The 18463-nt window shown below is 65.3% G+C and carries 20 protein-coding genes and 1 riboswitch; of the genes, 7 read left to right on the top strand and 13 right to left on the bottom strand.

Features of this window, described 5'->3' with window-relative positions:
• Positions 1-59 precede the first annotated feature (59 nt).
• From CH290_RS00425 to CH290_RS00410, 4 genes are all read right to left on the bottom strand, one after another.
• Positions 60-692: an ANTAR domain-containing protein gene (locus CH290_RS00425; protein ID WP_019663671.1), complete on the bottom strand. Its 633-nt coding sequence runs from the start codon at positions 690-692 to the stop codon at positions 60-62.
• A gap of 188 nt (positions 693-880) precedes the next feature.
• Positions 881-1264, bottom strand: a complete 384-nt coding sequence (locus CH290_RS00420; protein ID WP_019663670.1) for a universal stress protein — start codon at positions 1262-1264, stop codon at positions 881-883.
• A 26-nt stretch (positions 1265-1290) separates the two neighbouring features.
• Complete coding sequence (locus CH290_RS00415) at positions 1291-2688, bottom strand: CitMHS family transporter (RefSeq protein ID WP_019663669.1); 1398 nt, start codon at positions 2686-2688, stop codon at positions 1291-1293.
• A gap of 55 nt (positions 2689-2743) precedes the next feature.
• Positions 2744-3739, bottom strand: a complete 996-nt coding sequence (locus tag CH290_RS00410) for a Bug family tripartite tricarboxylate transporter substrate binding protein (RefSeq protein ID WP_230594274.1) — start codon at positions 3737-3739, stop codon at positions 2744-2746.
• 119 nt (positions 3740-3858) lie between these two features.
• Between CH290_RS00410 and CH290_RS00405 the strand changes: the two genes are divergently transcribed.
• Positions 3859-5403 (top strand): sensor histidine kinase, encoded by a 1545-nt coding sequence (locus tag CH290_RS00405; protein WP_019663667.1) that lies wholly within the window; start codon positions 3859-3861, stop codon positions 5401-5403.
• A gap of 2 nt (positions 5404-5405) precedes the next feature.
• Positions 5406-6068 (top strand): response regulator, encoded by a 663-nt coding sequence (locus CH290_RS00400; RefSeq protein ID WP_026347531.1) that lies wholly within the window; start codon positions 5406-5408, stop codon positions 6066-6068.
• 4 nt (positions 6069-6072) lie between these two features.
• On the opposite strand, the gene CH290_RS00395 is transcribed toward CH290_RS00400, so the two are convergent.
• Positions 6073-6429, bottom strand: a complete 357-nt coding sequence (locus CH290_RS00395) for a DUF1801 domain-containing protein (RefSeq protein ID WP_230594276.1) — start codon at positions 6427-6429, stop codon at positions 6073-6075.
• A gap of 68 nt (positions 6430-6497) precedes the next feature.
• Between CH290_RS00395 and CH290_RS00390 the strand changes: the two genes are divergently transcribed.
• Entirely contained in the window at positions 6498-8585 is a 2088-nt protein-coding gene (locus tag CH290_RS00390) for an HNH endonuclease signature motif containing protein (protein ID WP_249277796.1), read from the top strand.
• A gap of 1 nt (position 8586) precedes the next feature.
• Here CH290_RS00390 and CH290_RS00385 read toward each other — a convergent pair whose 3' ends face one another.
• Both CH290_RS00385 and CH290_RS00380 read right to left on the bottom strand, forming a co-directional pair.
• Positions 8587-9123, bottom strand: coding sequence for a hypothetical protein (locus CH290_RS00385; RefSeq protein ID WP_033190016.1), 537 nt, complete (start codon positions 9121-9123; stop codon positions 8587-8589).
• A gap of 11 nt (positions 9124-9134) precedes the next feature.
• Positions 9135-9722 (bottom strand): TetR/AcrR family transcriptional regulator, encoded by a 588-nt coding sequence (locus CH290_RS00380; RefSeq protein WP_019663662.1) that lies wholly within the window; start codon positions 9720-9722, stop codon positions 9135-9137.
• Between the two features lie 83 nt (positions 9723-9805).
• On the opposite strand from CH290_RS00380, the gene CH290_RS00375 reads away from it, so the two are divergent.
• A complete protein-coding gene (locus CH290_RS00375) occupies positions 9806-10945 on the top strand; it encodes an acyl-CoA dehydrogenase family protein (protein ID WP_020113382.1) in 1140 nt (379 codons plus the stop codon).
• 20 nt (positions 10946-10965) lie between these two features.
• Here the strand turns inward: CH290_RS00375 and CH290_RS00370 are convergent, their stop codons facing one another.
• From CH290_RS00370 to CH290_RS00355, 4 genes are all read right to left on the bottom strand, one after another.
• Positions 10966-11766 (bottom strand): hypothetical protein, encoded by an 801-nt coding sequence (locus tag CH290_RS00370; protein ID WP_019663660.1) that lies wholly within the window; start codon positions 11764-11766, stop codon positions 10966-10968.
• Positions 11767-11792: 26 nt separating this feature from the next.
• Positions 11793-12107: a DMT family transporter gene (locus tag CH290_RS00365; protein WP_020113381.1), complete on the bottom strand. Its 315-nt coding sequence runs from the start codon at positions 12105-12107 to the stop codon at positions 11793-11795.
• 13 nt (positions 12108-12120) lie between these two features.
• Positions 12121-12184, bottom strand: a riboswitch (guanidine-III (ykkC-III) riboswitch).
• A gap of 25 nt (positions 12185-12209) precedes the next feature.
• On the bottom strand, positions 12210-12887 hold the full coding sequence (locus tag CH290_RS00360; protein WP_033190015.1) for a TIGR03943 family putative permease subunit: 678 nt from the start codon (positions 12885-12887) through the stop codon (positions 12210-12212).
• Positions 12884-13882 (bottom strand): permease, encoded by a 999-nt coding sequence (locus CH290_RS00355; protein WP_020113379.1) that lies wholly within the window; start codon positions 13880-13882, stop codon positions 12884-12886. Before CH290_RS00355 ends, CH290_RS00360 begins: the two co-directional genes overlap by 4 nt.
• A gap of 90 nt (positions 13883-13972) precedes the next feature.
• Here CH290_RS00355 and CH290_RS00350 point away from each other — a divergent pair, with 90 nt between their 5' ends.
• Both CH290_RS00350 and CH290_RS00345 read left to right on the top strand, forming a co-directional pair.
• The gene (locus CH290_RS00350) at positions 13973-14671 is read left to right on the top strand and encodes a response regulator transcription factor (RefSeq protein ID WP_026347530.1); all 699 of its coding nucleotides are present in this window, start codon (positions 13973-13975) and stop codon (positions 14669-14671) included.
• Positions 14668-16077 (top strand): sensor histidine kinase, encoded by a 1410-nt coding sequence (locus tag CH290_RS00345; protein WP_033190014.1) that lies wholly within the window; start codon positions 14668-14670, stop codon positions 16075-16077. The genes CH290_RS00350 and CH290_RS00345 overlap by 4 nt, the downstream gene beginning before the upstream one ends.
• On the opposite strand, the gene CH290_RS00340 is transcribed toward CH290_RS00345, so the two are convergent.
• Complete coding sequence (locus CH290_RS00340; RefSeq protein WP_020113378.1) at positions 16074-17444, bottom strand: MFS transporter; 1371 nt, start codon at positions 17442-17444, stop codon at positions 16074-16076. The two genes, CH290_RS00345 and CH290_RS00340, sit on opposite strands and share 4 nt — an antisense overlap.
• A 79-nt stretch (positions 17445-17523) precedes the next feature.
• Here CH290_RS00340 and CH290_RS00335 point away from each other — a divergent pair, with 79 nt between their 5' ends.
• Positions 17524-18039 (top strand): winged helix-turn-helix transcriptional regulator, encoded by a 516-nt coding sequence (locus CH290_RS00335; protein ID WP_019663653.1) that lies wholly within the window; start codon positions 17524-17526, stop codon positions 18037-18039.
• Here CH290_RS00335 and CH290_RS00330 read toward each other — a convergent pair.
• The gene (locus CH290_RS00330) at positions 18032-18457 is read right to left on the bottom strand and encodes an HIT family protein (protein ID WP_033190013.1); all 426 of its coding nucleotides are present in this window, start codon (positions 18455-18457) and stop codon (positions 18032-18034) included. The two genes, CH290_RS00335 and CH290_RS00330, sit on opposite strands and share 8 nt — an antisense overlap.
• Positions 18458-18463: the final 6 nt, after the last annotated feature.

Genomic DNA, 18463 nt, shown 5'->3' with positions numbered 1-18463 from the left:
GGGAGGCGACCTTTCGCGAGAGTGCTGCCGGGTGCATGCCCCGCACGGTCGAGAGTCAATCAGGACTGGTCGCGGCCGACCGATTCGACGATGCGGTGAGCCAGGGTGTGCAGCTTGACGTTCTCGTTCTGCGATTGCAGCGACAGTACCTCGAAGGCGTCGTCCGCAGCGATGCCCCGGATCGCCATCACGATCCCCTTGGCCTGCTCGATCGTCGCTCGTGTCCGCATCGCCTCACGAAGTCCCGTGAGTTCTCGCTGTGCCTCGCTCGCACGTCGCGAGTTCCAGATGGCGCTCTCGACCGCGGTGACGAACACCTTGATCAGGATCTCGTCCGTCTCGGTGAACGTGTGGTCGGTGAAGCTGTAGACCTCGAGCGCACCGATCTGCGTCGTGTCGACAGAGATCGGCGCCGAGAGGCAGCCCGGCGCATCGAACTCGAGAACACGAGGGTCCGTGTACGCAACCGTCTTCGGAGTTCCCGTCGACTCGTCCACGAGCGTGACACCCGCCATGTCGGCACCCAGCACGGTGTCGACGACCTGGGTGCACACACTGTGCAGCAGCGTCTCGACCTGAGCGTGCGACAACAGAAGGTTGCGGAACGATTCGAGCCCCGGCTCGAGGGCTCCGTCCTCGTCCGCGCGCAGCTCACCGTCGCGCGGGTCGCAGACTCGCGGCGTCTCTTTCATGTCATCACCACACTCTTCGAGTGCACTTGCCGTGCCCTTGGATTGCCGGCGATGACTTCACCGAATGAGACTGGAAATATTACGACAACACCTGTCCGACTTCACGCACCAGGTCACCGGAGCGCCGTCGGATCGCACGCGAAAGGGCGGACCCGCGTGTCGGATCCGCCCCTTCGGTGCTGAGCGTGTTACCGGGATTTGACCAACAGGATCTCCACCGGTATCTCCAGCAGCAACCGCTGGACCGTCTGCCCCATCAGGAACTTCCCGACGGCGCTGCGGTGACGTGACCCGATGACCACGAGCTCCGCGTCGACCTTGTCGACCAGTGCGAGCAACGTGGACGTCGAATCGGGATCGGGAACTCCTACCTCGACCCGTGCACCCGGTGCCAGGGCGTGCACCGCGGTTTCGACCGCGGCAACCTCCTGCGCTTGGGCGCGTGGATCCGGTGAACCCGACAGTGCGTGGATCACAACGAGTTCGGTTCCTCTGGACTGCGACTCGCGGACACCTGCGGCGAGTGCGCTTCTTCCCTCGTCGGACTGATTGTGAACTACTACGACGGACATGTGCTTGACCTTTCGGTACGTGGGGATCAGCCGAACGGGATCTGGCCGAGGGCAACACCGACGACGAGCATGGTCAGGGAGATGACCGCTGCGCGCCACAGAACCTTGCGGTGATGGTCGGCGAGCGACACACCGGCGAGGGTCACGAGAAGCAGGATGGCGGGGACGAGGGGGCTCTGCAGGTGGAATGCCTGACCGGTGATCGACGCACGCGCCATCTCGACGGGCTCGATTCCGTACTGCGCAGCGGTTTCACTGAGAACCGGCAGAATGCCGAAGTAGAACGCGTCGTTGGTCATGAAGAACGTGAACGGAAGGGACAGAACGCCGGTGATGACGGCGAGGTACGGACCCATACCCGCCGGAATGACGTTGAGCAGCCACTCGGCCATGGCCTCGACCATGCCCGTTCCTTGGAACACGCCGGTGAGGATCGCTGCAGCGAGAACCATGGCGACGACGGACACGATCGACGACGAGTGCCGCGCGATGGCCTCGCCCTGCTCCTTGACCTTCGGGAAATTCACTGCGAGCGCGATCGACGCTGCGATCATGAAGAGCACCGGGATGGGGAGGATGTCCATGACCAGGACAACCAGCAATGCCACGGTCAGAGCGGCGTTGAACCACAACAACTTCGGACGCAGGGTATCGCGATTGGGATCGAGGCCGTCGATGAACTGACCGGCTCCGCCGTCGTGATCACTGCCCGTTCCGGCCGAGCCGCCGGTGTTCTTGGAGCCACCGGTGCCAGTGGAGCCGGTGCCGGTCGAGCCGCCTGCGTGAACGAGCTCGGATTCGTAGACCAACTTGCCGATTCGCTTGCGCTCCATCAGCCCGAGGTGCACCGAGAACAGCAGCACGATGACCAATCCGGCGATCAGCGAGGGCACCATCGGCACGAAGACCTCGGACGGCGAGATGCCGAGCGCAGACGCTGCCCGGACCGTGGGGCCGCCCCACGGGATGATGTTCATTGTTCCGTTGGCCAGACCGGCAACGACGGTCAGGATCACCGGGCTCACACCGAGTTTCAGGTACAGAGGCAGCATCGCGGAGGTGACGATGATGAATGTCGTCGACCCGTCACCGTCGAGGGACACGACCATCGCCAGAACGGCAGTACCGACGACGAGTTTCATCGGGTCGTTCCTGACGAGCTTCAGAATGCCCTTCACCAGTGGATCGAACAGGCCGACGTCGATCATGATCCCGAAGAAGATGATCGCGAAGAACAGCAGGGCAGCCGTCGGGGCGAGCGACTTGATGCCGTCGGTGATCATGTCGCCGATCCCGAGTCCCGCACCGGCCATGAGGCCGAACGCAACCGGCACCAACGTCAGCGCCACGACCGGGGTCGCGCGCTTGGTCAGGATCAGATACATGAAGACGGCAACCATGAGGAAGCCCAGTATCACGAGCATGGGTGTACTCCTTTGTGCGAGCAGGGTGAAACGTGGTGTCGGGTGAATCCGAACGTCAAGGGGTGACGGTCAGCGTCTCGTGGACGAATCGAGCTTGTTCGCCCAGGAACTCGGCGAAGTCGGAGCCGGTCAGTATCGAACTGCGCCAGCCGTTTCGGGTGAGGATGTCCTGCCATCGGCCGGACGTGTCGAGATCGCGGATGCGGTCGGTCCACGTCGTCGCCTGGTCCGGTGTGATGCCCGGCGGCGCGAGCAGGCCTCGCCAGTTGGCGAAGACGACGTCGACGCCGGCCTCACGTGCGGTCGGCGCGTCCACCACCGGCACCCGTTCGTCGGTGCTGATGGCAAGTGCCCGCACGGTTCCGGCGGAAATCTGGTCGAGATACTCGCTGACGCCGGTCGTCGCGACGTCGACGTCACCGGTCAGCAGAGCCGGAAGCAGTTGTCCGCCACCTTCGTACTGTCGATACTGCGACGCCGACGGGTCGACGCCGATGGCCCGAGCAAGAAGGATCCGGAACAGACCGTCGGGCCCACCCTCGGCGGAACCACCGGCAAAACTGAGCGCCGACGGATCGGCGCGCCACGCGTCGACCAGATCGTTCATCGTTCGAAGCGGCGAGTTCGCCGGAACCAGAACTACTTCCGGTTCCTCCAGCAGCTTGGCGACGGGCGTGGCCTCGGACAACGAATTGTCGGACTCCGTCGTCTCCAGCGCGCCGATCAGACCGAGGCCCATGACCATCGCGAGATCGGGGTTACCGCGCTCGAGAGCCAACCGACCCAGGCCGACGATCCCACCCGATCCGGGCAGCACCACGACGTCGTAATCGGGGTCGGTGCTGCCGGGTGTTCCGCTGCCCAGAGCTTGGGTGAGGTTCCGGGCAGTCAGGTCGTATCCGCCGCCGGCGTCGGACGGCACGACCAGTTGGACTCGAGGAGTGCCGTCTGCGCCGGCGAAGACCGCAGGCTCGGAACTGCATGCGCCCACGAGAACGGCAACCGCGACGCACACGGCGCTGGTTGCTGATCGAACTCTCGTAGTAGGCACCATGGAAGTGAACAACACTTTGTGACTGCGGTCACCCTTGCGATCACAGTTTCTTTTGTGTCCATTGTGGTCGCGCCGAACTGCGCTCCAGGCTCCTGGCCGCGCAGTAGGGTCTTTTGGTGCGCAGAACCACGCTGGCGGCCCAGTTGCTGAGGTTGCAGCTGCTGATCGTCGTGGTCGTTCTGGTCGCCATCGGCGGGTTGTCGCTCGCCCAGTCGTCCGCCGCGTTCCAACGGGACGCAGGCCGCCGCGCACAGTCGGCGGCGGAAACTCTCGCGGCGAACCCCGTCGTCCGTCAGCTGTTGCCGTCGGCCCAGCCTCGCATCCGAACCGGTCTGCAGAGCGCAGTCGAATCCGTACGCGCGGTCTCCGGCCTCGACTACGCGGCACTCTCGGGCGTCGACGGTGTGGTGGTGTTGTCCACCGTTCCCGAACAAGTCGGGACGACCGTGCAGACCGGTGCGGACGGATCGAGGGTCGGGCTCACCGACACGGCGGCAGGCAAAGCGGTCGAAGCGCGGGTGCCGGTGCTCGACGACTCGGGAACACTCGTGGGAACGGCCGTCGTCGGCGACCGATATCCCTCGGCCGTGGACCGGTTCCTGCAATCGGCACCCAATCTGATCGTCTACCTGGCGGTCGCGTCGGTGCTGGGCGGGCTGGGTTCGGTACTGCTCGCGCGGAGAGTCAAGCGTCAGACCCTCGGCATGGAGGCCAGCGAGATCCTCGACCTCGTCGGGCAGCGTGAAGCGATGCTGCGGGGGCTCAAGGAAGGCGTCATCGCCCTCGACCCGAACGGCCGCGTCGTGCTGATGAGCGAAAGTGCGCACGAGTTGCTGCACATCGAATACGGAAGCAAGGGCGCAACCGTCGACGAGCTCGGGGTCACCGGTCGGCTTCGCGACGTCCTTCTCGGAACCGTGGAGACCTCCGACGAGATCGTGCTGGTCGGCGATCGAGTCCTGGTCCTGAACACAGTCCCCGTCGTCGCCGACGGCAAAGCGGTGGGAACGGTCACGACCTTCCGTGACCGCACCGAACTGACCGACGTCGAGGAGGAACTCGGAGTCACCAAGACCAGTTCGACGGCGCTGCGTGAACACATCCACGAATTCGACAACCAGCTGCACACCATTTCCGGACTGGTTCAACTGCACGAATACGACGAGGTGGTGCGCTACGTGGACGGCCTCACCGCGCGCCGCGAGGATGCGACGTCGGTGGTCACCGATTCCGTCGCCGACGTCAGTGTCGCTGCGCTCCTGATCGCGAAAATCGGTGCTGCCGCGCATCGTTCGGTGACCGTCGACATCGTCGAGGGGTCCGCTCTTCGATCGCACGGGGGAGCGTTGTCCCGAGATCTCTGCACTGTCCTCGGCAATCTCGTCGACAATGCCGTGGCGGCATCGAGTGGACGGGTACGGATCGCGTTGCACGAGAACGACGGTGACATCGTCGCCGAGGTATTCGACGACGGACCGGGCGTCGACGCGTCGGACACCACGAATATCTTCGAACAGGGCTGGAGCACCAAAGGGGCGGCATCGACCGGTCATGGCTTCGGTCTCGCGCTGGTCCGGCTCGCGTGCAGGCGTCGGGGCGGCGACGTGACGGTCGGAACGGACGGCGAGTGGACGGTGTTCCGCGCGATGATGAAGGAGTGAGTGTGATTCGGGTTCTCGTCGTCGACGACGACTTCATGGTCGCCAAGGTGCATTCGGGGTTCGTCGGTAAGGTCGACGGCTTCGAGGTCTGCGGCGTCGCCCACACGTCCGAGTCCGCGATCGACGCAGTGTCCGCTCTCCGGCCGGACCTCGTGCTGCTCGACGTGCACCTGCCCGGTGCCAGCGGTCTGGACCTCATCGGGACGTTCCGAGAGTTGGTGCCGGACCTCGACATTCTCGTCATCACCAGCGAACGAGAAGTCGCGTCCGTGCAGAAAGCGCTCCGGAGCGGCGTCGTGCATTACCTGATCAAGCCGTTCAAGTTCTCCGTGCTGCAGGCGCGGCTGGAGCAGTACCGAACCACGCGGCAAACCCTCGGGTCCTCGGCGGAGGCGGAACAGGCCGCCGTCGACAAAGCGTTCGGCATAACCGGTTCCGGCCAGGACCTTCCCAAGGGTCTGAGCCGCGTCACGCTGGATCTGGTCGAACTCAGACTTCGTGACGTCGAACGGCCGGTGTCGGCCACCGAGATGTCCGAGCGGTCGGGGATCTCCCGATCCAGCGCCCGGCGATACCTCGAGTACCTCGCGGGCATCGGACGCGTCGAGGTATCCCTGGACTACGGGAACGTCGGGCGGCCCGAAAGGCTCTATCTGCGTAAGTAGTCCATCACTCGACTGCCCGTCGGACAATGGCTGCGATCTTCTTCTCCGTCGCGTCGTCGAGCTCCGTCAGAAACCATCCCGACGGCATCAACAGGTCGTCTGCATCGTCCGGCGCGGACACGTTCGCCTTCTCCGACAACCCGAATGCAATGTACTTCTCTGCGATGAAGTGGCACAGAATCGGGCCCTTCCCCTTCGCGTATCCCGGCATTCCGTAGAACAATCGAGGTTGCAGCTCCGGTGCCGCAGCCAGAATCACCTCGTGCAGCCTGCGCCCCACGGAGTCGTACGGCGCGGGGTACGAGGCAATCTTCTCCAGTACTGCAGCGGTGGGGTCCTGTGTCGATTTCTTGGCCGGCATGCACGTCATCATTCCCCACTTCGGTAGTTTTTTCGTCCGTGTCGGACCCTCTCGGTATATTCGAACGCATGTTCGATACGGGGGTTTCGGCGGGATCGAGTACGGCATGCGTAACCGGGTTGGCAGGCTACGCCGCGGTATGCCGGGTACGGGAGAACATCGCCCGCGCCAGAACGGTGGAAGCGGTGTGCGAAATCGCCGACATCCGCCTCACCGACGCCGACACCACCACCGACGCCGACACCACTGGTGGTGATCCGTTGACTGTTCTGGCGCAGGTGGTCACCGAGGTGGCGGTGACGCTGGGTCTGTCGCAGAGCGCCACGCGGCCGTTGCTGACCGTCGGGCAGGAGCTGTCGCGGATGCCGCTCACGGCGCTGCGGTTCGTCTTCGGCGGAATCGACTGGCCGCGGATCCAGGTACTGACCGCTGTGCTGGGCAAAGCATCCGATGCCACCATCGCAGCCCTCGAACACGAGGCCGTCGCTGCAGCGGAACGGTTGACCCCGCGATCACTGCGACTGTGGCTGTGGCGACTGTGGCTCGCCCACGACCGGGACGAGGCCGCAGCCGCACAAGAGCGCACGGTGCGCAGTAGCCGGGGGATGCGGGTGCGCCGCGACTCCGGTGGTGCGTCGGTACTCGAAGCGATCGTCACCGACCTCGAAGGCGCCGAAGTCGACGCATTGGTGACCGAGATCGCCGCAACGGTCTGCCAGCAAGACCCCAGGTCGAGCACGGCGTTACGGGTCGATGGGTTGATGGCGTTGATCCACGGCGAACACGCCCTCGAATGCCACTGCGGGCGCGGTGAACGTTGCCCGCTGGACGGTGCCGCGGATCGGCCCGATCCTCGGCGGGGTCCGCTGGTGCAGATCCTCCTCGACGCCGAAACACTGCTCGGATTGCGTCAGAACCCCGCCGTACTGGCCGACGGAACCCCACTCGATCCGGAACTGGCTCGGCTCATCGCCACCGACGCCCACTGGCAAGGCCTGCTCACCGAACTCCACGACGTCCTCACCGCCCGAGCACCACACACCCAGACACAAGGTGAACCGGACAAGGCCGACCCTCCCGGCGACGCAGGGACCCACGTCGATGCCGATACCGACACGGGCACACCTGACACGGGTCTGGGTGACACCGAGACCGAAGACGACGAGAGCACAGACAACGAGAGCACTGACGACGAGGCGGCTGGCGACGGGGCGGCTGGCGACGAGGCAGCTGATCGGCCCGGCACCGAGGGTCCCGGCGCCGAGGGTCCCGGCACTGACGGTCCCGACGATTCCGGGAACGCAGGAACCGGTGCTGCCGCGACGAATCGACGACAAGTACCGAGGACAGTGCTCTCGTCCCTACGGATTCGGGTACCGCGGCTGATCCACCGCGGCCGGATCCGCCGAGCAGGCGCCGTACCCACACCCACCAGCACACCCACCAGCGGCAGAGGTCTGCCCAGCGCCACCGGTCTGCCCGATAACACTGGTCTGCTCAGTGACACTGTTCGTGCGCAGATCACCGCGGCACTACTGGCAGCGATCACGGCCGACCCCGCCCTCGCTGCAGGACCCCATCCCGACGGCCACGGCGGTGTCACCGAGCCACCACCCGGCGCCCTGACCTACCGACCCGACACCGACCTCGCCGCTCGCGTACGCATGACCTACCGCACCTGCACCCACCCTGGATGCGACGTCCCCTCCACCGACTGCGAACTCGACCACATCGTCCCCTACGACCACCACACCCCCCACCGCGGCGGATGGACCATCGAGACCAACCTCCACCCCGTCTGCACCGCCCACCACAAACACAAAACCGCCAACGCAGCCACCGTCGCCTACCTCGCCGGCGGCATCATCCTCTGGACCCACACCACCGGCACCCGCACCCTCACCTTCCCCGAACTCGGATGCCCCACCACCGCACGCACCCGCCGACACCGGCGACCCGTCCCCGAACCCGACATCACCACACCCACCTGGTGGGAACAACACATGTCCCCCACCACACCCGAACCCACCACCGCAGACCTCCGACACGCACCCACCGACACCGCCCGCACCCGAATCCGACTCCTCCGCCGAAAACTACGACAACACAAAACCATCCAACGCCTCCGCGAACGAAAGAAACCACCACCGTTCTGATCTACGAAGGCGGTCGATCGCCCTCGGGCACTCGGTATTTACCGCCTCGGATCACATACATCGCGTACCCGGCGATGCCGAGCACGTAGGCGACGGTCGGAGCCGCGAGGACCCACGTCGAGACCGACCCGTCGTCGGATCCTGTTGTTCCGGCGACCACGGTCATCCACGTCAGGAGGGCAAACGTCGCTGCGCCGATCCATTCGAGATCCTCGGCGATCATGTGATCGAACGTTGGGCGCTGCGCGGGATGCGTCCAGTATCGGTGTGCCCGGGGATCGGGGAGATTGATCATCTGCGCGGGGATGTACCGGATCCACCGGCGCGCACCCGCGAACAACACACCGAGCGCAAGACCGACGCCGGCCATCGTGGCGACGAACGACCACGGGGATTCCGTTCGCGTGACGACGCCGGACCCGTCGAAATGTGCCGGAACGTCGCCGTCGGAGGTCGCGGCGACGAAAACGAGCGAGAGAACGAATACCAGACACGAGGCCCAGAAGGCTGTTCTGGATGCGTGCCGACCGTTCCTCATCGCCGACAATTCTACGAAGGTGCCCGGTGACCGCTGATGCCGGTGGTGAGGAGGGCGGCGAGCTCGGCGTACGCCTGGGAGTCGTCGAGGCCGGTGCGTTCGGAGATCTCACGCGATTGAATGCGCGCCATTGTCGATGCGGCGACGTCGGCGACGAATGCGGCATGGACGCTGCGGACTTCACCCGCGGCGGCACCGTCGTCGATCAGGTCTTGAACGCGTTGGGCGGCGAACGCAGTGTTCTGCTCGTAGATGTCGCGGGCAGGAGGGAAGGCGGCGAGGTCGTCCATGAACTGTCGTGATGCCGGCTGCAAGGCAATTCCCACCGCGGTCAGGTACGCGGTCAGGCGGTTGCCGAAACCGTCGACGCCGACGATCGCTGACTCGACGCGGTCCGTTGCTCCGCGGAAGAAGTGCACGGTTGCCGCTCGAACGAGTTGTTCCTTGCTGCCTGCCAGGGTGTAGAGCGTCGATTTGCTGCAGCGGAGGCGTCCCGAGATGTCGTCGAGTGTGAGGTGGGCGAACCCTTCGCTCAACAAGAGGTCGACGAGTTGGTCAAACAGTTGGGCACGGCGGGCCGTCGCGTGAGCTGCGGTCATGAAGCATGACAGTACTGCAGTGGGCGAGCCAGTATCATCTACAGTACTGTGATGGGACCGTCAGTACTGTGAGGAGTTCGAAAGTGCCTGTCGATCGTTTGTTGCCCACCGAGGAAGCTCGCGACCTCATCCAGCTCACTCGCGATGTCGCGGACAAGGTGCTCGATCCCATCGTCGACGATCACGAGAAGAACGAGACCTATCCCGAAGGCGTGTTCGGCACTCTCGGTGAAGCCGGGCTGTTGAGCCTCCCGTTCCCGGAGGAGTGGGGCGGCGGTGGCCAGCCGTACGAGGTCTACCTGCAGGTGCTGGAAGAACTGGCGGCCCGCTGGGCGGCGGTGGCCGTTGCGGTCAGCGTGCACAGCCTCGCGTGCTCCCCGCTGCTGGCGTTCGGAACCGAGGAGCAGAAGCAGCGCTGGCTTCCGGACATGCTGGGCGGCAGTCTCGTCGGCGCATACAGCTTGTCCGAGCCGCAGGCCGGATCCGACGCCGCCGCGTTGACCTGCAAGGCGACAGCCAAGGACGACGGATACGTCGTCAACGGCGCCAAGGCGTGGATCACGCACGGCGGTATCGCGGATTTCTACAACCTCTTCGCCCGCACCGGTGAAGGGTCGAAGGGTATTTCCTGCTTCCTCGTTCCCAAGGATCAGGAGGGGCTCTCCTTCGGCAAGCCGGAGGAGAAGATGGGTCTGCACGCAGTGCCCACCACGTCGGCGAACTACGACAATGCCTTCGTCTCGAAGGAGCGACGTCTCGGCGCCGAGGGGCAGGGCCTCCAGATCGCCTTCAGCGCACTCGATTCCGGCCGCTTGGGAATTGCTGCGGTCGCGGTGGGTATTGCGCAGGCAGCGCTGAACGACGCAGTCGCCTACGCCAACGAGCGCACGACGTTCGGCAAGAAGATCGTCGATCATCAGGGCCTCGGGTTCCTGCTGGCCGACATGACGGCCGCGGTCGACTCCGCGAGGGCCACCTACATCGATGCTGCGCGACGTCGGGACGCCGGGTTGGACTACTCGCGGGGCGCATCCGTCGCGAAACTCGTCGCAACCGACGCCGCCATGAAGGTCACCACCGACGCGGTCCAGGTGTTCGGCGGGTACGGCTACACGCGGGACTTCCGCGTCGAACGGTACATGCGCGACGCCAAGATCACTCAGATCTTCGAGGGCACCAACCAGATTCAGCGCCTTGTCATCGCACGGAGTCTGCGGAACTGATGCCTGTGCGGTGGATCCGTCTACTGCAGTTCGTGGACGGTCTGCTTCCCTTTGAGCCAGCGATTGGGTAGCCGACCGACCAACTCGCCCAACGGATTCACCGCCTGCGACAAGATCTCGACCGAATCCTGCAGGATGTCGATGCTGACGCCCATGCGTTCGATGTTGGGTGCCAGCTGCGACAAGGTTTCGGTCAAGGTCACGAGCTGATCGAGCGGACCACCCTTCGCGGTCAACCTCTCGATGGCACCGCCCTCGGCGAGCAGCTGTTCCAGCAGGCCGCCTTCCTGGGTGGCGCGTTCGATGATGCCGTCCTCGCGAGTCAGAAGTTCGAGCGGCCCGTCCTTGGCGGTGAGGCGTTCGAGGGGGCCGTCGACGGCAGTGATTCGATCGAGAAGTCCGCCGTCGGCAAGTAGCCGTTCGAGTGGACCGTCCTCGGCGAGCAGCCGGTCCAGCGGTCCGTCGGTGGCGGTCACACGATCGACGGGTCCGCCTGGTGCCAGCAACCGTTCGAGCGTGCCTTCCTCCGACGTCAACCTGTCGACGACGCCACCCGGCGCGAGCAGCCGGTCGAGTGGCCCGCCCTCACGCAGTGCGTTGCCCAGCGCTCGGTCGTCCGAGGTGAGCTGACCCAGCTGGGACAGCAGCTGCATCGTGCCGCCCTTGGGATCGGTGAGCGAGGCCAGGTTGGCAGGCGTGGCTGCCCCGGTCTCGAGGGCGAATCGAGTGGTGGACAGAATCGCCCCCGAGACCTCCAGGGCAGTTTCCGCGATGGCAATCCCAGCGCGTGCAGGCAGTGTGATCGCGGACACCCAGTTCATGGAAGTTACTGTAACTGCTGGATCGGTCAGTGCAGCAGCTTCAGCCCGACGACGCAGCCGACGATGCCCACGAGCAGCGCGACCTTGATCCACGACGACGATTCGTCGCCCGTGATCATCGCGTAGGCGACGGTGAGGGTTGCGCCGATTCCGACCCAGACGGCGTATGCGGTGCCGACAGGCAGGGTACGCATCGCGACGGCCAGGCCGCCCATGCTGGCGACGAGGGCGACACCGAAGACGATCGTGGGAACGGGACGCGAGAAACCGTCGGACTTGCCGAGGGCGGTGGCCCACACTGCTTCTAGTACGCCGGAGATGACAAGAATGACCCAAGCCATGAGAAAACACTCCCATGCACCGTCTTGTCGCTGGCCGGGTACGGTGCGCTCGTCCGCTGGTCCCACTGTGTCGAATTCAGCAAGACTGGTACTAGGGTACCACTAATAGGCGTACGTGTTCTCGGGTTCGTCGATCTGCTCGACGCCGGTCACCGCCATCGTCGGAATGTTGCCCGTCTCCGGAGACGACTCACCGACGGTTCCGCGCACCCGTAGCCACTCGCCCTCGACGTCTCGGTCCAGGTGGATGCGGATGGATCGCGCGTCGGCTGCGCAGCAGATGATCAAAATGCGCGCCAGATCGACACTGCCGTCCGGGTTCTCCACTCGAATACCCGTCACGGTGATCTCGCGATCGTCGAGGCTGCCCGTGCTGTCCCGCGCGGCGCGCTGCACGACGTCGAGCAGTGGTACTTCGGGCGCTTCGCCGTCGGGCAACGGTGGAAACGCAGTGCGCTCCGCAGGACCGGCCGCGACCACCCGATCCGACACCGACAACACGTCGAGTGCGGGCGGCGCGACGAACAGAATCAACGCCGCCGGAAGAAGCAACATCCAGTACGGACGAGAGCTGTGGGCGTGGTCGTCGTCCGCCGGTCCGCCTCGCCGGACGTCGCGCACGATCGCCACCAACGCCAAGCCGACGATGAAAATCCCGCTGGCCAGCAGGTAGGGGTGCAGGCTCGGCTTCACGTACCGCAGGAAGCTTCCGTCCACGGAGATCTTGACCATCGCGCCACCGACGAGCAGAAGCAGGACGTTCTGCGTCTCCCGCCTCATCGGGCACCCAGAACGAGAAGCCCGACGGAGGTGGCGCACGCCACCGCGACGACGAAGGTGACCGGGGCGAATCGGGCGACGAATCCACGTCCGAAACTGCCCGCCTGCATCGCCATCAATTTGACGTCGACCGCGGGGCCGACGACGAGGAACACCAGCCGGGGGAGCAGAGGCAGCATCGACATGCTCGCTGCGACGAAGGCGTCGGCCTCCGAACACAACGCGAGGACGACGGCCAGAACTGCCATCACCAGAATCGCCAGGAGCATCTGCCCGGCGAGGTGCTCGAGGATGGAATCGGGAACGACGATGTGCAGCAGTGCCGCGGCTCCGGCTCCGAGGACGAGGAAGGCGCCCGCCTGCATCAGGTCGTGTCGGGCGGATTCGGTGAACACTTCCCATTTCGACCGCGAGGAATCGTGGCTGTGATCGGCAAATTTCTTCGTGATCCACTCGGCACGTCCGATTCTGGCCCACAACCAGCCCATCACCAGGGCGGTGGCCAGCGATGCGAGAAATCTCGCCAACACCATCCGCGGTTCACCGGGGAACGCGACAGCCGTCGACACCAGCACCACAGGGTTGATGGCAGGTGCGGACAGTAGGAATGCGAGCGCCGCCGACGTCGGCGCACCCTGGTCCATCAGACGCCTGGATACCGGAACGGCGCCGCATTCGCACCCCGGCAGGGCCATTCCGGCCAGGCCGGAGACACCGACAGCAGCTTTCTCGTCGGCCGGCAGCAGTCGTTTCAGAACCCGCGGCGAGACGAACGCGGCGATCGCGCCGCTGACCAGCACGCCGAGCACCAGAAACGGGGTTGCCTGAACGAAGACGCCCAGGAAGATCGTCGCACCTGTTCGGAGCTCGGGAAAGGAGTTCACCGCCGTGACCAGCTGATCCCGGAACACGATCGCGCACACGAGCAGAAGTGCGAATACGTGCATGGAATTGATGCGGCGGGCCGGACTCGCCGAGGTGTCCGTCGTCGCCATCGCCGTCCATCATGCACCCCGTGCGGCACTCACAGAAACCTCACAGCGAGAGTGCAGCAAGTGCGCAGGCTGCGGGTCCAGAATGGGTACGTGAGCGAAACACCTGAGGCCCGTGTGCTGGTCGTCGACGACGAACCGACGATTCTGGAACTGCTGTCTGTCAGTCTGCGATTCCAGGGGTTCGACGTCCAGACCGCATCGTCCGGGCCCGAAGGGCTCGACAAAGCGCGCACCTTCCGTCCCGAAGCGGTCATCCTCGACGTCATGATGCCGGGGATGGACGGGTTCGGTCTGCTGCGCAGGCTGCGCGCCGACGGCGTCGACGCGCCCGCGCTGTTCCTGACCGCTCGCGATTCAGTGGAGGACAAGGTCTCGGGCCTGACGCTCGGCGCCGACGATTACGTCACCAAACCGTTCAGCCTCGAAGAGGTGGTTGCTCGGCTGAGGGTCATTCTGCGTCGATCCGGAAAGACGGAGGAGACTGCACCGTCGCGAATCTCGTTCGCGGACATCGAACTCGACGACGACACCCACGAGGTGTGGAAGGCAGGCGAGCCGGTTGCACTCTCGCCGACGGAATTCACGCTGCTCCGGTACTTCATGGTCAACGCGGGCACCGTGCTGAGCAAGCCGCGAATCCTGGATCACGTGTGGCACTACGACTTCGGCGGTGAAGTCGGTGTCGTCGAATCCTACGTGTCCTATCTGCGCCGCAAGGTGGACACCGGGGACACCAGACTCATCCACACTCTGCGTGGTGTCGGCTACGTCATGCGGCAGCCGCGGTGAAGAAACTGCCGACGCCCAGGGACGTTCCGCTACGGTTCACGCTCGTCGCGGCACTGCTGCTTCTCGTCGCGACCGGGCTGCTGGCGTCCGGTGTCGCAGTGACGTCCGCGCTGCAGCAATCGCTCGTCGAACGCGTCGACAAGAGCTTGTTCGACGCGTCCCGCGTGTGGGCGGAACCCCGGAACCCGGACATGCCACCGCCGTCGGAGTCCAGGCGACCACCGGCGGACTTCTACGTGAAAGCGACCGACACCGACGGCCAGATCAGGATCGAGGAGGACGCCGGGCAGAACGTTCCCGACGTCGACGGCGTCGACACGTCTCGGCCCACCACGGTCGGTTCCGTCGACGGAGACGAGGAGTGGCGAGCCTTCAGCGTCACCAACTCCCAGGGCACCACCGTGGTTGCGCAGAGTCTGACACCCACCAAGATCACGGTCGATCGTTTGGTGGTGCTTCAGTTGATCATCGGGACCATAGTTCTGGCACTTCTCGCGGTGCTGGCGTACTTCGTCGTTCGCCGCAGTCTGCGTCCACTCGTGCAGGTCGAGGAAACAGCGGCCGCGATCGCAGCCGGTGACCTGCACGAGCGGGTGCCGGAGCGGAGTTCGCGCACCGAGATCGGCAAGCTGTCGATTGCGTTGAACGGCATGCTCACTCGCATTCAGCAGGCGTTCGCGGCGAGCGAGGCGTCCGAGGAGGCGGCCCGCGCATCCGAGGACAAGATGCGGCGCTTCGTCGCCGACGCGAGTCACGAACTACGCACACCACTGACGACGATTCGAGGATTCGCGGAGCTGCATCGGCAAGGCGCGATGAGCGACATCACGTTGTTGATGAACCGAATCGAGGGTGAATCGGCACGCATGGGTTTGCTCGTGGAGGATCTGCTGATGCTGGCCAGGCTCGACGCGCAACGCCCGTTGGAGGCTCGATCCGTCGACGTGCTCACCATCGCTGCCGACGCCGTGCACGACGCCCGGGCCGTCGCTCCCGAACGCGACATCTCACTGAAAGTCGTATCAGGGCCCGGCATTCCCGAGGTGACCGGTGACGACGCACGGCTACGTCAGGTAGTGGCCAACCTCGTCGGAAATGCTGTTCGGCACACTCCGTCCGATGCGTCCATCGAGGTCCGTGTGGGCACCACGGACACGTCGGTGCGACTCGAGGTCAGCGACACCGGGCCCGGCTTGTCGGCCGAGGAATCGGCGCACGTCTTCGAGCGCTTCTATCGCGCGGACAGCTCCCGTACTCGTGAAAGTGGGGGCAGCGGACTGGGATTGTCGATCGTCGCGGCCCTCGTCGCCGCGCACGGCGGAACCGTCACCGTCGACAGTACGCCCGGACTGGGCGCAACGTTCCGGGTCGAACTGCCCCGGGTGAATCAGGACCGGGTCGACTAGGCCCGGCGGCGGCAGGCAAGCACCACCAGCGCGCCGACGATGGACGCGGCGGTGGTGAACAGCACTGCGCTGTTCCATCCCTCGACGAGCCCGGCGACACTGGGCGTTCCGGTCGGAACAGCGAGCACGGCAACCACGGTGACGCCGACGGCCGAACCCACGTATCGAGCAGTGTTGTTGGCGCCACTACCCATGCCTGCACGCCCGGCGGGCACGCTGGCCACGGCCTCGCGCCCGAGGGCTGCGTTGAGGACACCGCTGGAGACACCGGCGACGAGCAGGCCGGGCAGCAGGCGAGACCACGTCGAGTCCTCGGACAGACCGAGAAGAAAGAGCTGCCCGACGGCGACGCCGAGCAGTCCGACGGCCAATTGTGTTCCGCCCGAGATGCTCGGCGGAATTCTCCGAGCGAGCAGAGCTGTGACGACCGACGTGCCGGACCACGCGAACATCAGCAGTGCAGCTTCCAATGCTTGGATACCGTAGGCATTTCCGAGGAATCCGGACACGTACGACATCAGGGCAATGACGCCGGCACCGGTCATGAGTGCCGCGAAGGTCGCTGCGACGAACGGGGGATGAGCGAACAGCGACAGGTCCAGCATCGCCGTGCTGCTTCGTAATTCGACAATGACGAACATGCTCAGTAGCAGTGCTGCGACGACGAACAATCCGATGGGCAGAGGGTCTGCCCATCCCTGGCGCCCCTCGACCAACGCAGCCAGCAGCGCACTGACGCCGAGGCCGAGCAGAAGCGCGCCCGCCGGATCGAGGCCTCGCGGAACGTCGGTTCTCGACTCGACGACGAAGCGGTGCGAGACGTAGGCCAGCACAGCTGCGGCGACCGCGAGCACGACGTACGCATCGCGCCAGGTGGCGATACGATCGAAACCGGCCGCGATCAGCGGCCCGAGGGCAATGCCTGCGCCGACGCTGGCGCCCCAGATCCCGCTTGCGCGCGCCCGCAGCGGGCCGACCGGGTGAGTGTGCGCGATGATCCCGAGGCTCGACGCGACGAGTGCTGCGCCGCCGATGCCCTGTGCGATGCGGGCGATCACGAAGATCAGTGTGGTGGGGGCAACCGCGCAGGCAACGGAACCCGCGGCGAGCACGACGGCGCCGATCGCGAACGTCCGACGGCGTCCGAAATCGTCGGCGACGGTTCCAGCGGTCAACAGAGCAGCACCGAGCCCGATGCTCATCGAGCTCAGAATCCAGGTCTTCCCGGCAGCGTCACTTCCGAGGGTCGTCGCCGTCGGATTGATGGTCGCCAAGGGCGCTGTGAACGCCACCAGGGTCAGCAGAGTGCCGAGCGACGCGATCACAAGTGAGCGTCGTTGCACGGTGGACGGGTCGGTGGTGGTCATGGTTCCCCTTGGTTCGGTGACCGAACTGTAACCGCGCGATTCGGTTCGGTCAACAGACCATTCGGGTAGGCTTCCGTGCATGGCCCTCGGCGTCGACTACGTACATCAGGATTGCTCGATGGCACGTGCGCTCGAACTCGTCGGCGAGCGCTGGACGCTTCTCATCGTGCGTGACTCGCTGTTCGGTGTACGACGGTTCTCGGACTTCCAGACCCATCTGGAGATGTCGAAGGCCGTCCTCACGCAGCGGCTCGCAGGCCTCGTCGACGCTGGATTGCTCGAGCGTGTACCTCACGGCGGCCGCGACGAATACGTTCCGACGACAGCGCTCGAGGGGTTGTGGCACGTGGTCTTCGCGCTGAACGACTGGGGCGGTACCCAGGTTCCGTCGCCGGGCGGTGCGCGTCGGGAATTCCTGCACGCCGACTGCGGCACCCTGCTGACCGGCCCCGGTCTGTGCACCCGTTGCGCGCTCGCGCCTGGCCCCCGCGATGTGCTGATGCGTCCCGGGCCCGGAATCGGTGGCACCGTGCGGCCGAACGCAGTGTCCGCGGCCTTGCGTTCGACGCGGCGGTTGCTCGACCCGATCAGGTAGGGACGTTCTCCCCGTAACCCAGGTCGGTCAGTGCAGCCTTGATCTTCCGCGCTGCCTCGTCCTGGGACTCGGCCGACGGACTCGGGTCCGCGCCGGAGATGTCGAAGTTCCCCATCTCGAACGCCGGGAACACGTGCAGGTGCAGATGCGGCACTTCCAGTCCGGCGATCAGGAACCCTGCCCGCGGCGCGTCGAAGCCCCGGACCACCGCTCGACCGATCTTCTGTGCAACCGACGTCAATTTGCCGAACACCGCGCCGTCGACGTCCTGCCACTGGTCGATCTCCTCGCGCGGCACGATCAGGGTGTGTCCCTGAGTGACGGGAGCGATGGTCAGGAACGCGACGACGTCGTCGTCCTCCCAGACGAATCGTCCCGGAATCTCTCCACTGATGATCTTGCTGAATACCGATGCCATGCGCCC

It is taken from the genome of Rhodococcus sp. 06-156-4 (assembly GCF_002259345.1).
Lineage (GTDB): Bacteria > Actinomycetota > Actinomycetes > Mycobacteriales > Mycobacteriaceae > Rhodococcoides > Rhodococcoides fascians_E.
Note: the sequence above shows the minus strand (reverse complement) of the source record. Positions and strands in the feature narration are given on the sequence as shown.

Excerpts from the sequence above, each read along its gene's own strand:
- CH290_RS00330 (WP_033190013.1), bottom strand. The coding sequence starts at position 18,457 with ATGGCATCGGTATTCAGCAAGATCATCAGTGGAGAGATTCCGGGACGA.
- CH290_RS00370 (WP_019663660.1), bottom strand. The coding sequence starts at position 11,766 with ATGAACTGGGTGTCCGCGATCACACTGCCTGCACGCGCTGGGATTGCC.
- CH290_RS00390 (WP_249277796.1), top strand. The coding sequence starts at position 6,498 with ATGTTCGATACGGGGGTTTCGGCGGGATCGAGTACGGCATGCGTAACC.
- CH290_RS00415 (WP_019663669.1), bottom strand. The coding sequence starts at position 2,688 with ATGCTCGTGATACTGGGCTTCCTCATGGTTGCCGTCTTCATGTATCTG.
- CH290_RS00360 (WP_033190015.1), bottom strand. The coding sequence starts at position 12,887 with ATGAGGCGGGAGACGCAGAACGTCCTGCTTCTGCTCGTCGGTGGCGCG.
- CH290_RS00380 (WP_019663662.1), bottom strand. The coding sequence starts at position 9,722 with ATGACCGCAGCTCACGCGACGGCCCGCCGTGCCCAACTGTTTGACCAA.
- CH290_RS00365 (WP_020113381.1), bottom strand. The coding sequence starts at position 12,107 with ATGGCTTGGGTCATTCTTGTCATCTCCGGCGTACTAGAAGCAGTGTGG.
- CH290_RS00385 (WP_033190016.1), bottom strand. The coding sequence starts at position 9,123 with ATGAGGAACGGTCGGCACGCATCCAGAACAGCCTTCTGGGCCTCGTGT.
- CH290_RS00335 (WP_019663653.1), top strand. The coding sequence starts at position 17,524 with ATGGCCCTCGGCGTCGACTACGTACATCAGGATTGCTCGATGGCACGT.
- CH290_RS00395 (WP_230594276.1), bottom strand. The coding sequence starts at position 6,429 with ATGCCGGCCAAGAAATCGACACAGGACCCCACCGCTGCAGTACTGGAG.
- CH290_RS00425 (WP_019663671.1), bottom strand. The coding sequence starts at position 692 with ATGAAAGAGACGCCGCGAGTCTGCGACCCGCGCGACGGTGAGCTGCGC.
- CH290_RS00340 (WP_020113378.1), bottom strand. The coding sequence starts at position 17,444 with ATGACCACCACCGACCCGTCCACCGTGCAACGACGCTCACTTGTGATC.
- CH290_RS00355 (WP_020113379.1), bottom strand. The coding sequence starts at position 13,882 with ATGGCGACGACGGACACCTCGGCGAGTCCGGCCCGCCGCATCAATTCC.
- CH290_RS00420 (WP_019663670.1), bottom strand. The coding sequence starts at position 1,264 with ATGTCCGTCGTAGTAGTTCACAATCAGTCCGACGAGGGAAGAAGCGCA.